Below are 12,913 nucleotides of genomic sequence, written 5' to 3'. Positions count from 1 at the left end.
CCCCCTGCGCGGCTTCCAGCGACGCGGCCCGCTGCGCCACCTCCGGGCGATCCCCTCGTTCACTTGGATCGGACGACAAGGCGATCATGCACGGTCATGCCGAGCGCCATGGTCACAACAAAGGCGGCCACGGCCGGCAGGCCGAGCGGGAGAGAGGCGAGAGCCGGTCCGGGACAGAAGCCCGCCATTCCCCAACCGATCCCGAACAGGGCCGTCCCTCCGATCAGGCGACCGTCAATCCGCCTTGCGGCCGGCAGGTGGAATTCCGTGTCCAGAACGGGGCGGGACAGATGCCGCATGATGCGGACACCGACCGTCGCAACCCCGACCGCACCGGCCATGACAAACGCCAAGCTCGGATCCCAGGCGCCAAAGATATCCAGAAACCCCCTGACGCGGATCGGGTTCATCATGCCTGACAACGACAGGCCGAAGCCAAATACGGCCCCGCATATCAATGCCAAGGCGACCCGGGCGGCTCGGTTGTTCATAATCCGGCAATCCTCATGAGCGTTACGGTCAGGATGCCGGTCGCCATGAAGGTAGCGACCGCAGCCATCGAGCGCGGCGACAGACGTGCGAGTCCCATGACGCCATGCCCGCTCGTGCAGCCCGAACCCATGCGTGTCCCAAACCCGACGAGGAACCCGGCCAGAATGACCAGCGGTAAGGGAACCGCGATTCTGACGACGGGCCAGTCGCCAAATGCTCCCAGATAGGCCACGGGCCCGAGCAGAAGTCCCAGAACGAACGCACCGTTGAGACTACGGTCCTGCCCCAGCAGCAATCGCCCGACAATGCCGCTGATCCCTGCTATCCTGCCATCCAGAAGCAGGAACGCCGCGGCCGACAAGCCGATCAGCATGCCGCCGCAGAGAGACGCCCAGTACCCGTTCATGGTGACCCGTTCATGGTGGCTCCTGAGAAAATATAGTGGCCCGGCCGATGATCGCCAGACCGGCATCGCAAGATCGCGACAATCGCCGCAATCGCACGAAAGCGGCCAGAAGGCGTCGAGGCTATCTCCTGTATTTGTCGAAACCGACAGATAATGGAGACTTGCTATGAAAACATGGTTCATCACCGGCGCCTCACGCGGTTTTGGCGCGCGGATCGCGGCCCTGGCGCTGGCGCAGGGCGACAATGTCGTCGCCACGGCGCGCAACGCCATGTCGATCATGGAAAAGCTGGGCGATCGCGCCAATCTGCTGGCCCTGCCCGTGGACGTAACGCACGAGGCACAGGTGCGCGCGGCCGTGGCCGCTGCGATCGAGCGCTTCGGCCAAATCGACGTGCTGGTCAATAATGCCGGCTTCGGGCTGCTGGGCGCGGTGGAGGAAGCCAGTGCGGAAGAAGTGGAGCGTCTCTACCGCACCAATGTCTTCGGTCTGCTGGCGGTCACGCGGGCGGTGTTGCCGTCCATGCGTGCGCGGCGCTCCGGTCGCATTCTGAATATTTCGTCGATTGGCGGCTATCGTGCCGGGCCCGGCTTCGGCGTCTATTCCTCGACCAAATTCGCGGTCGAAGGACTTTCGGAGGCGCTTCATCATGAACTGACGCCGCTGGGTATCCACGTGACTGTCGTCGAGCCCGGCTATTTCCGGACCGATTTCCTTGACTCGTCCTCGTTGTCGGTCAGCCCGTCCCGGATCGACGATTATAACGATACGGCAGGTGCGGTGCGCACGCACGCGGCCGGCCTCAATCATGGCCAGCCGGGCGATCCCGACAAGCTTGCCAGGGTGCTGGTCGCATTCGCCGATGCGCCGAATCCGCCGGTTCGCCTGCCGCTCGGCAGCGATACCGTCGCGGCGATCGAGGCCAAGCATGTCTCCGATGCGGCCATCCTGGCCGAATGGCGGTCGATATCCGTGTCCACCGATTTCGCCGTCGCCTGACCGTTCCTCGTCACGCCGAACCGATCTGCCAGGCAAAGCCTGCCGGTCCGGACAGATGGTGTGCGATGCCGTTTCACGCTAAGACCCCGTCAACATGGTGATCGCCGGTCGGGATCGCCGGCGGGGAATGCGTGACATGACGGATGCCGCGATGCGGTTCGGAAAGGCACCGGAGGAACTGGCCCGCATCCTCGACCGGGCACCGCCGATAATGGGTGATGCGTTGCGGGGGGAAACCCGGCTGACCGGCCGGTGGGGCCATGGGGCCTTGCACGACCGTCTGCCCGGCATGGAAGGTCATGTCGTCATCACGTACTACGGTGATCCGCAGGACATCGTGTGGCGCGTCGGGCAGCAGCGCCTGGCGGGAGCGACACGGGCGGGCACGATCACCATCATCCCCGAGGGACATGACGGGCGATGGGACATCGCTGGGCCGATCAATGTCAGTCACGTTTTCCTGACCCGCGCGCGATTGCAGGATTGTGCCGACCAACTGGCTGGTGGAAAATCGGTCGAATTGCTGGCTCGAGTGAGTTTCGACGATCCTGTGGCGGCCCGCGTGATGGAGATGCTGGGCCGCGAAGCCGCGGCAGCCGATCCCTCGGCGCGGCTGTTCGTGGAGCAGGCCACCGATTTGCTGTGTACCCAGCTTATGCGGGGGCATTCCTCGTTCAAGGCCCTCGAACCCGCGGTCGACCGCCGTGGCCTGGCCGACTGGCAGGTGCGCAAGGTCACGGATTACATGCGCGCGCACCTCGACGAGTCGATCGGCCTCGATCGTCTCGCCGGTCTGGTGGGCCTCAGCCGGTTTCATTTCTGCACCGCGTTTCGGCAGGCGACGGGCAGAACGCCACACGAATGGCTTGTCACGCTACGGATCGAACGTGCGTGCCAGTTGCTCGCTGGCCCGGAATTGTCCATCACCGACGTGGCGCTGGCGGTGGGTTATGAAACGCCCTCAGCCTTTGCCACGCGTTTTCGCAAGCAGATTGGCGTGACGCCGACGGCCTTCCGTCGTGCGCTATGACGCCCGCGGCCGGCGCTTACAGCGTCAGCGCCGCGACCGCCCCCTGCGCGGCTTCCAGCGACGCGGCCCGCTGCGCCTCGCCCCGGGCGATCCCCTCGGCAAGGATGAATTCGGGGGCGGCGATGCCGATAAAGCCCAGCACGGCGCGCAGATAGCTGCCGGTATGTTCCGCCGCGGCATAGGGCGTGTCCTCGCCGTAGAAACCGCCATGCGACAGAACGGCGATCACCCGCTTGCCGGCGGCCAGCCCGGCCACCCCGTCCGGCCCGTAGCGAAAGGTCTGCCCCGGCACCAGGATCCGGTCGATCCACGCCTTCAACTGGGTCGGAATGGTGAAATTATACATCGGCGCGCCGATCACCACGATGTCCGCCGCCAGGAATTCCTCCAGCACCGCGGCGCTGGCGGCACGCGCGGCCTCATCGCCGGGAACGGACGCCGGATGGGCGGGCGGCAGGCTGGCCAGCGTCATATGGGCCAGCGGATCGGCGACCAGGTCGCGCCGCACGATTTTCAGCGCGGGGTTAAGCCCCGACAGCCGCGCCACCACGGCGGCCGAGATCGTACGGCTGACCGAACTGTCCGCCGGCAGGATGCTCGCATCGAGATGAAGCAGGTTCGTCATGATATCTCCTCGGCATGTTCCGGTATAGGTTTGTAACCGGGGCTATGTTTGCTACTGTCCGCCGGACGCGCAAGGAGGCACATTTTTGATACGCGGGAACAGCGATGTGACTACCCCATCCCCGGACGTGGCGTCCCCGGACGCGGCGCCGCTCCACGACCCGATGGGCGGCGATTGCCGCAAGGTCAGCCGCGTGCTGGCCCGGGTGGGCGACAAATGGAGCGTCCTGATCGTCATGATGCTGGGCGGCGGGCCACGGCGCTTCAACGAAATCCGGCGCATGGTCGGCGGAATTTCCCAGCGCATGCTCACCCTGACCCTGCGCGGGCTCGAACGCGACGGTCTGGTGACGCGCACCATCTACCCGACCATCCCGCCGCGCGTGGAATATAACTTGACCGAACTGGGTCATTCCCTGCGCGCGCCGGTGCAGGCGCTGGGCGACTGGGCACTGGCCCACACCGATACGATCGAGGTCGCGCAGCGCACCTTCGACGCGCGGCAGGACTGACGGCCGCGCCGCTCAGCGAAAGGGCGCGAATTCCGGATCGGTCGCGACCATGCTGTCGTAGTAATCGCGGTGCTGCAGTTGGGCGGCGGCCGGTTCGTCGGCGATCACCAGGCAGTTGGCATGGAATTGCAGGGCGCTGGCGCTGATCATCGACGTGACCGGCCCCTCGACCGCCCGGGCCAGGATGGCGGCCTTGGCCGCGCCGGTCGCCACCAGCACCACCTGCCGCGCTTCCAGGATCACCCCCACCCCCATGGTCAGCGCGCGGCGGGGCACGGCATCGACGTCGCCGCCGAACAGGCCGGCATTCTGCCGCCGCGTGCCCGGCGCCAGGGTGATCGCCCGCGTGCGCGACGCCAGCGGCGACAGCGGCTCGTTGAAGCCGATATGGCCGGTCTCGCCGATCCCGGCCAGTTGCAGGTCGATCCCGCCGGCCTCCCGGATCGCCGCGTCGTACCGCGCCGCCTCGCTCTCCAGGTCGGCGGCCATCCCGTCCGGCAGCATGGTGTTCTCCGGCCGGATATCGATGTGGCGGAACAGATGCGCCTCCATATAGGCGCGATAGGAATGCACGCTGCCGGCCGGCAGGCCCACATATTCATCCAGGTTGAAGCTGCGGCAGCGGGAAAAATCGATCGCCTCGGCCCGCGCGATGGCGACCAGCTCGGCATAGACCCGCTCCATCGTCCGCCCGGTGGCCAGCCCCAGCACGCTGCCGGGCCGCGCCTTGACCTGCTCGGCGATCAGCCGCGCCGCGACCGACGCGACCTGCCCGTCATCCGCCCGCACCATGATCTTCATGCCATCCCTCCCATCGCGGCCGCACCAGCACGCCCATCATGACGGCAGACGACATGCCCTGGGAAAGAAATCGTTCGCAAGCAAAAAATATGTTAAAACGATCAATAACGATCATGCTGTCAAACAAATCGGCATGATATCCGTCACCACGCGCCGGACCCCGCGCAACGGCGCGGGTTAGCAGGTCAGTGAACCGGCATAAGCGTGGCCGGCACGGATCGCCGCGACCGGATCGGGCGCTGCGTCCAGTTCCAGGATCGACCACATCGCGTCACCGCGCGCCCGGATCAGGTCGGCCCAGCGATCCCAGGCGACTATACCCTCTCCCATCGGGCAAAAAAACGGTTTGTGGCGATCATGAATACCGGCGTCAATCACGGTATCGATCGGCATGCCGGCCGTCGCGTCCTTCCAGTGCGCGATGCAGATCCGCTCCTGATGCCGCGCCGCGACGGCAACCGGATCGCCGCCCTCCAGGGCGATATGTGCGGAATCGGGGCAGAAATGGACATAGCGCGGATCGGTTAGCAGCATGAACAGGTCTATGTCGCGCGGCGCGCAGAACACGCTGTGCGCTTCGGTATGCAGCGCCAGCCGTACGCCTTCGCGTGCGGTCTCGATGCCCAGGCGATTGATGAAATCCGCCAGGGACGCCGCCATGGCCAGGTCCACGACCCTGACCGGTTCCAACAGGAAGGTGCGGCGGCAGGGCATGCCGACGACCATCACGCCGCCGCCGCACGCACGGATAAACCGGGCATAGTCGCGCGCCTCGGCCAGAATGCGTGCCTGGGCAGCCGCCGATGCCAGGTCGGCTTCGCGATCCAGATCGACCAGGAAGCCGCTGGCCAGGGTCAGTCCGCGCGCCGTCAGCGCCGTCGCGACCGCCTCGGCCGAACCGAACGCGGCGACCGCGTCGCGCCAGTGAAACGGGGAAAAGGTTGTCTCCACACCGCGTACCCCCGAGTCGCGGACTGCATCGAAAAGCTTGTTCCAAAAGGCCGGCAGGTCCCGGCCTGCCAGTGCGGCGATCTGGGCATAATCCGAAACACCCCAGAACGACGGATGGTAGAATGTCACCAGGTCGACACCGAATGCCATGGCTGGATGCTCCTGCGTGGATCAGGCGCGCTGCGCGCGGAAGGGATGGCCGTCGGCCAGATGGGCACAGGCGCGGACGGTCAGCGCCATGACGGTCAAGGTGGTGCCCACGCTGCCCCCGGTCGGAAACGCGCTGGCGTCCGTTACATACAGATTCGGCACGTCCCAGCACTGGTTATGGGCGTTCAGCACGGAACGCCCGGGGGCGGTGCCCATGCGGGCGCCGCCGCTTTCATGGATGGCTGCCCCCATGCACATCGTACGGCCGAACCACCGGCGGAACATGAACCGGCTGAGCGGGTCGGCATCGGGAAACGCGCCGCGCCCGAATTCCCGCAACCCCAGGGGCGAGCCGATGAATTCCGTCTCGCCGCCCATCGCCCGGATCATCTCCAGCATCGTGTCCTCCTGCGCCTGCAGCAATGCGATCTCGTTGGCATGCGGTACGCAGCGAATATGTGGCACCGGAATGCCCCAGGCGTCCTTGCGGCGCACATCCAGCGTCACGCGATTATCCGCATAGGGCTGCATCTGCCCGAAACCGAAGAAGGACAGGCGGCTAGCCACGTCGTCCGCGACTTGCGAACGGCCGATCGTCCCCTGATATGTGAAGCCTCCGGAAAAAGGCCGGGCGGCGCCGGTGCGTTCCTCCGCCCGCGGGATATAGAGTCCGCCCGACGGCGCATAGAACGGATCGGCGGGCGCCGAGCGGTCCAGTACCCAGCCGCGCGCCGCCGGGTAGGCGCCGAAGGCCAGGCACGGAAGCTGGTCCATGAAATACCGGCCCAGTATCCCCGAGGCATTGCCGACACCCTGTGGATGGCGCGCGCAGGCCGAATTCAGCAGCAGCCGGATGCTCTCGATCGGCGAGGCGCACAGCATCACGGCGCCGGCACGCACGACGACGTCCTGGCGGGTCAGCCGATCCGTGAAAACCGCCCCCGTCGCCAGGCCCGAGACCGGATCGGTCATCACTCGGCGGACGATCGCATCGGCGCGCAGTGCCAGGCGGCCGGTCGCCAGCGCCGCGCGCAGCGGCTTCGGCACCCGCAGGATATCCGGCGCCACGTAGCGCCATGACGTCGCGCGCCAGCCCGGCCAGTCGTGCTCCAGCCGATGCCTGAACGCCTCTTCCGCCGGGGTCAGGGCGGCCGGGGCCGCGAACTTTCCGTCAGGCAGGTTCGGCACGTGGTCTGCATTGCCGTAAACGCCCAGATAAGTCTCGACAAAATCGTAATAAGGCTCCAGGTCGGCATAAGATAGCGGCCAATCCTCGCCCACGCCGGTCCGGCTGGCCCCTTTGAAATCGTCGTCTGTCCAGCGCAGCAGGACGCGCCCGAAACTGTGCAGCCGGCCGCCGCTCTGGCGGCCGCGAATCCACAGAAAGGGGGCGTCGCGCGGCGTCGTATAGGGATTCATCCTGTCATTGACGAAGAAGGATGCGAATTGTTCGCTAAAAAATGCGGCGCGCGCCTGGACCGACTGTCCCTTCAGCGTCGCCCTGGCCCGTTCCCATATATTGATGTCCTTTCGCGGCGCCGTTTCGCCCATGGGCGGAAAATGCGCCGTGGTGATCTCCGGGCCTGCTTCCAGCAGTACGACGCTCAGCCCACGTTCTGTCAGTTCCTTGGCGGCAAAGCTTCCGGCCGCGCCCGAACCGACGATTAGCACGTCATAGTCCTTGTCGGGGCTGAATGGCATGGGCGGCCGGTTGCCCGGATCGGCATGGTCCACGATCTGGTCCTCTTCAGAAATCGACGGAAACCGACCCGCCGAAGGTGCGCGGCGGCGCGAAGGAATAGCTGTAGGCGTCGGCATAGCCGTTTTCGGCGGCGTTCACGAAAATCCGCGCATTCTCGATGTTGCGGATGAAGACCTGCGCGTGCCAGTGGCCCCGGTCCGGAACATATTCCGCAAACGCCGTCGTGTTCGTATAGCTCTTCTGCTTCGTATCGGCGGAATTGGTAAAGTAGAAATAGCTGCTGCTCTGGAATTTGGTCCGGATGTTCGTGCGGACTCGCCCGGTCGGTACCGTCCAGTACCGGCTGAATCCGGCACCGATCGACAGGGCAGGGGCCTGCGGCAGCGTATTGCCCGCGAATTGCTGCATGACCGTGGTTGAGGACCCATCCGCCAGGGGATTGTCCACTGCGACGTCGAAATTGTCGAAGCGCGCATGCAGCCACTCGAAATCCACGTCGAACTGCCCGATCCGTGGCACCGACAGGATCAGATTCGGATCCACGCCGTAAATGGTGCTCGATCCCGCATTGTCGATGATCTGCCCCCCGCCGCCATAGTTCTTGATGATCTGCGCCACTTGCTGGCCTGTGTAATTCTCATAGAATCCCGAAATGTTGAACTGCACATGGTTATGCCAGAATCGGTTCTTCAGACCCAGTTCATAGGCCCGGACGTTTTCGGGATTGTACTGGTTCAGGTCCGTAAAGCCACCCGGCTTGTAGCCGGTATCGACCTTGAAATAGGCCATGTTGCGCGGCGTGATGTCGTATTCGATCCCGGCATGCCAGGTCGGCTGGTCCCACGATCCCTGGCCGTAATTCGGTATGGTGACGTATTCATAGGGATAGCTGACCGGATTGGCGGGGAACATGATATTCCCCGCCCGGACCTTGTGGTCCCAGTTATAGCGGATGCCGCCCGTCAGGCGCAGCGTCGGCAGGATCTTGAACGTGCCGTGTGCATACCAGGCCATCGACCGGGCCAGTGTCGTATAGTTGAAGATCAGGGGGCGCGCGGCAGGGTTTTGGGGCAGCGGGATCGAATCGAAGCTCTGCAGGCCGTTATCCTCGCGGAAATAGTAGAAACCCGTCGTCCAGAAGAACCGGTAGCGGCTGTCGGACGAGATGCGGAATTCCTGGTTCTGCGTCTTGGGATTCTCATGGGCGTTCCAGGATTCGATCTGGTGCGAATACGAAACATCCGTGCTGGAATCGTTGACCTCGACGAAATGGTTGGAATCATAACCCCCCAGATAGGTCAGGGTGACATAGGGCAGTTCATAGTCGAAATTCCAGCGCACCGCCTGCTCGGACATGTTCTGCCGGGGTGTCGTCGGAATGGCAAGATGCGATGGATTGCCTTCGGGCAGGACCGGCATGTCGTGGATCAGGTTCCCGCCAGCGTCGAACTGGTATGGCACGTTATAGACAGCCTGTCCCGCCCCGCCCATATGCGTGCCCTGATAGGTCAACAGTCCCTTGAAATGGCTGAACGGCTGGAACGCGACCGTCGCCCGGCCCGAAATCGAATTGGCGCCGTCGCCGCGGCCCGATGCGCCAAGGTCGCGGTACCCGTCATGGTAGCCGGAATTGAAGGCCAGGCGCACCTGGACCTTGTCGCTGATCGGCTGATTGATCATGGCCCAGGAACTGACGGCATCATAATTCCCGAATTCCAGCTTCGCGCTCGCCGCGCGTTCCATGGTCGGTTTGGCGGTAATGACATTGATTGCCCCGCCGACGGCATTGCGCCCGCTCAACGTGCCCTGGGGGCCGCGCTCTACCTCGACACGGTCCAGGTCATAGAAAGTCGAATTGAACGAGTAGCCGCGATTCGTATAGACGCCATCGGTCGAAATCGCCACCGCGGGGTCGCCGATCTCGCTGGTGTCATGGCTGGAAATGCCGCGGATGGTGATCACGGCCTCCCCTTCGGTCTCCAGGAAATTGACATCCGGCGCTATGGCGGACAACCCGCTGATCGAGTTGATCCCATAGCTCTGTAGTGCCTTGCCGGTCCATACGCTCATGGAAATCGGCGTCTTTTGCGCCGTGGACACGCGTTTCTGTGACGTGACGGTAATCTGCTCGATCCCGCCGCCGGGCGCTCCTGCCTGCCGAGTCATCGCGGCGGCCGGCGACCCGGGTGTCGCTCCTGCGGCCGTCTTGCGATGCGTCGCGCCGGCATGGGACTTGGGGTGGCCCTTCGTGGCGTCGGTGGCCGCGTGAACCGCGCGATCCGGACATGCAGCCAGCAAGGAAATGCCAAGCAGCAGCATGGTTCGATAGGTCGGACGCGTCCAGGGGCGCATGGCCGATGCGGGCCGATGGATCGCCTGGTGACGCAGACATTGGGTAGGGCGCATGGGGAATTCCTTGGATGCGGGGGAGTGGGACAAGGTTTTGGCAATCGATTGCCATAAATTCATATATCATTCCGAATATGTTAGGAAATGGATTCTTCATTTCGGGATGCGGAATCTATCGTTTGAAAAATATAATGAATTATAACAATATGTTATATTGAGAATATTCCCACGCGCTCCGTTTCAAGAGGCCTGAATAGGTGATTTTGCGACGGCAATCGATATCCTTCCGGGGCTGCGACTTTGACGCCCCTTCCGTCCCGTGACAGAGAGGGGAAAGGAAAACAGTCTGTTGAAAAGGGAGCGGAGGCATGAGCACCGTGTTCCGCCCGGCAGACGCGGCGACCACCGGGGGCAAGATCACCCTGGCTGATCTCGCCGCGCGCACCGGCTTGAACATCTCGACCGTCAGCCGGGCATTGTCGAAGCCCGAACGGGTCAGCGCCGAGACACGCAAGCTGGTTCGGCGCGCGGCCGAGCAACTGGGCTATGCGACCAATCTAGCCGCCCGCAGCCTCAGTCGCGGCCGGGCGGATATGTTCATGGTCGTTCTGTCCAACTTTCCGGGCCAACCCATTTCACCCATCCTGACCGAAGCCCTGCGGGGCGTCTTCGACGAGGCCGCGCAACGGGGATACGGCGTCATCATCAAGCGCGTCGAATATGCGGAACTCGCGGTCGAGGAACTGATGGATCTGGCGCTGAACGGCATCGTGGACGGCGTATTGATGCTCGCTCCGGCGCGCAGCGCGCGCACGGCGCGCCGCATCCGGCCGCCGGCGCATATTCCGGTCGTCTCGGTGATGCACGACATGGTCGCGGGCGGGATCTCCAGCGTGGTGGCGCTCGAGCAGGCCGGGTTCTACGGCCTCACCGACTATCTGCTGCGCAAGGGCCATCGCCGTTTCGCCTTTCTCAGCGGGCTGGCGGACACCACGCATGAAAAGCTGCGCTTCGAAGGCGTCATGCAGCGCCTGGCCGAAGAGGGAATGGCCGATGCCTGCGACCTGTTGCCGGGCGGGGCCTTCGACATGGAATCCGGCCTGAAGGCGGTGCCGCATTTCCTGTCCCTCGAAAATCGTCCCACCGCGGTGATCTGCTGCAGCGACGCCCTGGCCCTCGGCTTCATCCGGGGGGCGCTCAAGGCCGGGCTGCGGATTCCCCAGGATGTCGCGGTCAGTGGTTATGACGGGCTGGAACAGGGCGAATATTCCACGCCCACGCTCACGACCCTCATCCAGCCATCGGCCGAAATCGGCCGGCTGGCGACCCGCCTGCTGATCGACCGCTGCCAGCAGCACCAGGCCGCGCCGCCGCAACTCGTGGCGCTCGGCACGATGCTGGCCGAACGAGAATCGGCCTGACCGGCCCGTTCCAACCCCGTCATCAATGGCGGGCTATCTCGATTGCGCGGTCCGGGGGATAGAACAGCATCACGGCGATCGCCAGGCTTGATGACAGGGCAGGCAGCAAGACATACCCCGCATTCACCCACCACCCCAGCGCCGCCGATTGCGTATGCCGTGCCGGATCGTACTGCCCCCAGGCCAGAAACAGCGCCAGCAGCGTGCCTGTGGCGGCAAAGGCGATTTTGGTGACCATGCTGTTGATCGCATAGGCCATTTCGGCGCAGCGCACCCCGGTTCGCGCTGTCCCGTAATCGATGGCGTCCGAGATCATGGAAAAATAGAAGGGCGAGCGCAGCCCCGACGCCAGCCCCGCGACTGCCAGGCCGGTCAATGCGACCGGCAGGCTTCCCGGACGGCTCGCCACGACGCACAGGGCGCAGGCCTCGACGCCCAGTGACAGGATCAGCGTGCGTTTGCGGCCGTATCGCGCCGCCACCGGCGATGTCAGCATCGCGCCCACGATGCCCGTGACGGTGGTGATGCCCAGCAAGGTGCCGCCAAATGCCGTACCGCGATGCAGGACGTCGCGCGCGTAATAGATGGCAAAGGACGCATAGGCGCAGATATTGGTGAAATTCAGGGCATTGCCCAGGTTGCAGACGACCCACGGACGATTGCGGATCAGCGCCGCCAGGATCGTGCCCGGCGAGCGCGGTGAGGGCGGCGGCGGGATCCGGATCCGGCAGAGGCGGCAGGTCAGCAGCCACAGGCCGGCCCCGACAGCCCCCACCAGCGCCATATAACGTGGAAATCCCGCCAGTTCGGCGTTCGGCGTGTCGCCATGGCCCAGCCGGTGTACCAGCGGTATGGTCAGGACCGCGATCAGCAATTGCCCGCTCTGGCAGCCGATCATCCGGAATGCCCCCTGAACCACCCGGTCCTGCGGCGTCGTCGCCGTCATATTGCCCAGGGCGCCATAGGACGTGTTGATCCCGGCATAGACCCAGCCAAAGACCAGATAGGTCGCCGCCGCCCAGCCCAGTTTCACCGCATCACTGCCGGGCAGGGGCAGAAAGGCAAGAAAGGCCACGCCTCCGAACGGAATTGCCAGCCAGCGGATCAGCGGGCGGACCAGTCGTCCATGGGACGCGTCGATCGCATAGCCCACCAGCGGATCGACCAGTGCGTCCAGCACGCGCACCGCCAGCAGCAATGTCGCAACGGCGCCCACGGGCAGCCGGTAGACGTCCGTGTAGTAGTACATCAGGAAAGATCCCGAAATACCCCACAACAGGTTGGAAGAAAGATCACCCGCCCCATAGGCCAGGTTTTCAAGAAAGCCCGGACCGTCGCCGGGCATGGCGATCTGGCGCGTCGTCGCGCCGGGGTCGATCCCGCTGGACATGTTTTCCCCTGGCCCGCGATTGCGTAACGATGCCAGTGTGCAACAAACAAGGTGTCATGGCAAGCCTTTGCCATCCTCCTCAACC

Annotated in this window: 12 protein-coding genes; 4 read left to right on the top strand and 8 right to left on the bottom strand. The window is 64.4% G+C overall.

Translation table 11 applies throughout. The features are described 5' to 3' along the window. Positions 1 to 59: 59 nt before the first annotated feature. Both QN315_RS03950 and QN315_RS03945 read right to left on the bottom strand, forming a co-directional pair. On the bottom strand, positions 60 to 491 hold the full coding sequence (locus tag QN315_RS03950; protein ID WP_323991591.1) for a YeeE/YedE family protein: 432 nt from the start codon (positions 489 to 491) through the stop codon (positions 60 to 62). After that, a complete protein-coding gene (locus QN315_RS03945) occupies positions 488 to 898 on the bottom strand; it encodes a YeeE/YedE family protein (protein WP_176639802.1) in 411 nt (136 codons plus the stop codon). Before QN315_RS03945 ends, QN315_RS03950 begins: the two co-directional genes overlap by 4 nt. Positions 899 to 1,064: 166 nt before the next feature. Between QN315_RS03945 and QN315_RS03940 the strand changes: the two genes are divergently transcribed. Continuing rightward, on the top strand, positions 1,065 to 1,898 hold the full coding sequence (locus tag QN315_RS03940; RefSeq protein WP_323991590.1) for an oxidoreductase: 834 nt from the start codon (positions 1,065 to 1,067) through the stop codon (positions 1,896 to 1,898). Positions 1,899 to 2,034: 136 nt separating this feature from the next. Next, complete coding sequence (locus QN315_RS03935; RefSeq protein WP_176639799.1) at positions 2,035 to 2,928, top strand: helix-turn-helix domain-containing protein; 894 nt, start codon at positions 2,035 to 2,037, stop codon at positions 2,926 to 2,928. 16 nt (positions 2,929 to 2,944) lie between these two features. Here the strand turns inward: QN315_RS03935 and QN315_RS03930 are convergent, their stop codons facing one another. Then, positions 2,945 to 3,553: an FMN-dependent NADH-azoreductase gene (locus QN315_RS03930; RefSeq protein ID WP_176639800.1), complete on the bottom strand. Its 609-nt coding sequence runs from the start codon at positions 3,551 to 3,553 to the stop codon at positions 2,945 to 2,947. Between the two features lie 163 nt (positions 3,554 to 3,716). On the opposite strand from QN315_RS03930, the gene QN315_RS03925 reads away from it, so the two are divergent. Continuing rightward, positions 3,717 to 4,064 carry a helix-turn-helix domain-containing protein gene (locus QN315_RS03925; protein WP_176639803.1) on the top strand — a complete coding sequence of 116 codons (348 nt, stop codon included), beginning with the start codon at positions 3,717 to 3,719 and terminating at the stop codon, positions 4,062 to 4,064. 12 nt (positions 4,065 to 4,076) lie between these two features. On the opposite strand, the gene nagB is transcribed toward QN315_RS03925, so the two are convergent. From nagB to QN315_RS03905, 4 genes are all read right to left on the bottom strand, one after another. Continuing rightward, entirely contained in the window at positions 4,077 to 4,865 is a 789-nt protein-coding gene (nagB, locus tag QN315_RS03920) for a glucosamine-6-phosphate deaminase (protein ID WP_323991589.1), read from the bottom strand. A gap of 177 nt (positions 4,866 to 5,042) precedes the next feature. Next, the gene (locus QN315_RS03915) at positions 5,043 to 5,966 is read right to left on the bottom strand and encodes a sugar phosphate isomerase/epimerase (RefSeq protein WP_323991588.1); all 924 of its coding nucleotides are present in this window, start codon (positions 5,964 to 5,966) and stop codon (positions 5,043 to 5,045) included. A gap of 21 nt (positions 5,967 to 5,987) precedes the next feature. Beyond that, a complete protein-coding gene (locus tag QN315_RS03910; protein ID WP_323991587.1) occupies positions 5,988 to 7,700 on the bottom strand; it encodes a GMC family oxidoreductase in 1,713 nt (570 codons plus the stop codon). Positions 7,701 to 7,713: 13 nt separating this feature from the next. Next, on the bottom strand, positions 7,714 to 10,074 hold the full coding sequence (locus tag QN315_RS03905; RefSeq protein WP_323991586.1) for a TonB-dependent receptor: 2,361 nt from the start codon (positions 10,072 to 10,074) through the stop codon (positions 7,714 to 7,716). A gap of 311 nt (positions 10,075 to 10,385) precedes the next feature. Here QN315_RS03905 and QN315_RS03900 point away from each other — a divergent pair, with 311 nt between their 5' ends. Next, positions 10,386 to 11,438 (top strand): LacI family DNA-binding transcriptional regulator, encoded by a 1,053-nt coding sequence (locus QN315_RS03900; RefSeq protein ID WP_323991585.1) that lies wholly within the window; start codon positions 10,386 to 10,388, stop codon positions 11,436 to 11,438. A gap of 22 nt (positions 11,439 to 11,460) precedes the next feature. Here QN315_RS03900 and QN315_RS03895 read toward each other — a convergent pair whose 3' ends face one another. Next, on the bottom strand, positions 11,461 to 12,828 hold the full coding sequence (locus tag QN315_RS03895) for a glycoside-pentoside-hexuronide (GPH):cation symporter (protein ID WP_323991584.1): 1,368 nt from the start codon (positions 12,826 to 12,828) through the stop codon (positions 11,461 to 11,463). Positions 12,829 to 12,913 lie beyond the last annotated feature (85 nt).

Source organism: Nguyenibacter sp. L1 (genome assembly GCF_035199985.1).
GTDB classification, from domain to species: domain Bacteria; phylum Pseudomonadota; class Alphaproteobacteria; order Acetobacterales; family Acetobacteraceae; genus Gluconacetobacter; species Gluconacetobacter vanlangensis.
This window is presented reverse-complemented; position numbering and strand designations above follow the sequence as displayed.

What these genes read in the sequence shown, in the direction of transcription:
- QN315_RS03925 (WP_176639803.1), top strand. Translation starts at nt 3,717, where the DNA reads ATGGGCGGCGATTGCCGCAAGGTCAGCCGCGTGCTGGCCCGGGTGGGC.
- QN315_RS03900 (WP_323991585.1), top strand. Translation starts at nt 10,386, where the DNA reads ATGAGCACCGTGTTCCGCCCGGCAGACGCGGCGACCACCGGGGGCAAG.
- QN315_RS03940 (WP_323991590.1), top strand. Translation starts at nt 1,065, where the DNA reads ATGAAAACATGGTTCATCACCGGCGCCTCACGCGGTTTTGGCGCGCGG.
- QN315_RS03935 (WP_176639799.1), top strand. Translation starts at nt 2,035, where the DNA reads ATGACGGATGCCGCGATGCGGTTCGGAAAGGCACCGGAGGAACTGGCC.
- QN315_RS03950 (WP_323991591.1), bottom strand. Translation starts at nt 491, where the DNA reads ATGAACAACCGAGCCGCCCGGGTCGCCTTGGCATTGATATGCGGGGCC.
- QN315_RS03915 (WP_323991588.1), bottom strand. Translation starts at nt 5,966, where the DNA reads ATGGCATTCGGTGTCGACCTGGTGACATTCTACCATCCGTCGTTCTGG.
- nagB (WP_323991589.1), bottom strand. Translation starts at nt 4,865, where the DNA reads ATGAAGATCATGGTGCGGGCGGATGACGGGCAGGTCGCGTCGGTCGCG.
- QN315_RS03945 (WP_176639802.1), bottom strand. Translation starts at nt 898, where the DNA reads ATGAACGGGTACTGGGCGTCTCTCTGCGGCGGCATGCTGATCGGCTTG.
- QN315_RS03905 (WP_323991586.1), bottom strand. Translation starts at nt 10,074, where the DNA reads ATGCGCCCTACCCAATGTCTGCGTCACCAGGCGATCCATCGGCCCGCA.
- QN315_RS03930 (WP_176639800.1), bottom strand. Translation starts at nt 3,553, where the DNA reads ATGACGAACCTGCTTCATCTCGATGCGAGCATCCTGCCGGCGGACAGT.
- QN315_RS03895 (WP_323991584.1), bottom strand. Translation starts at nt 12,828, where the DNA reads ATGTCCAGCGGGATCGACCCCGGCGCGACGACGCGCCAGATCGCCATG.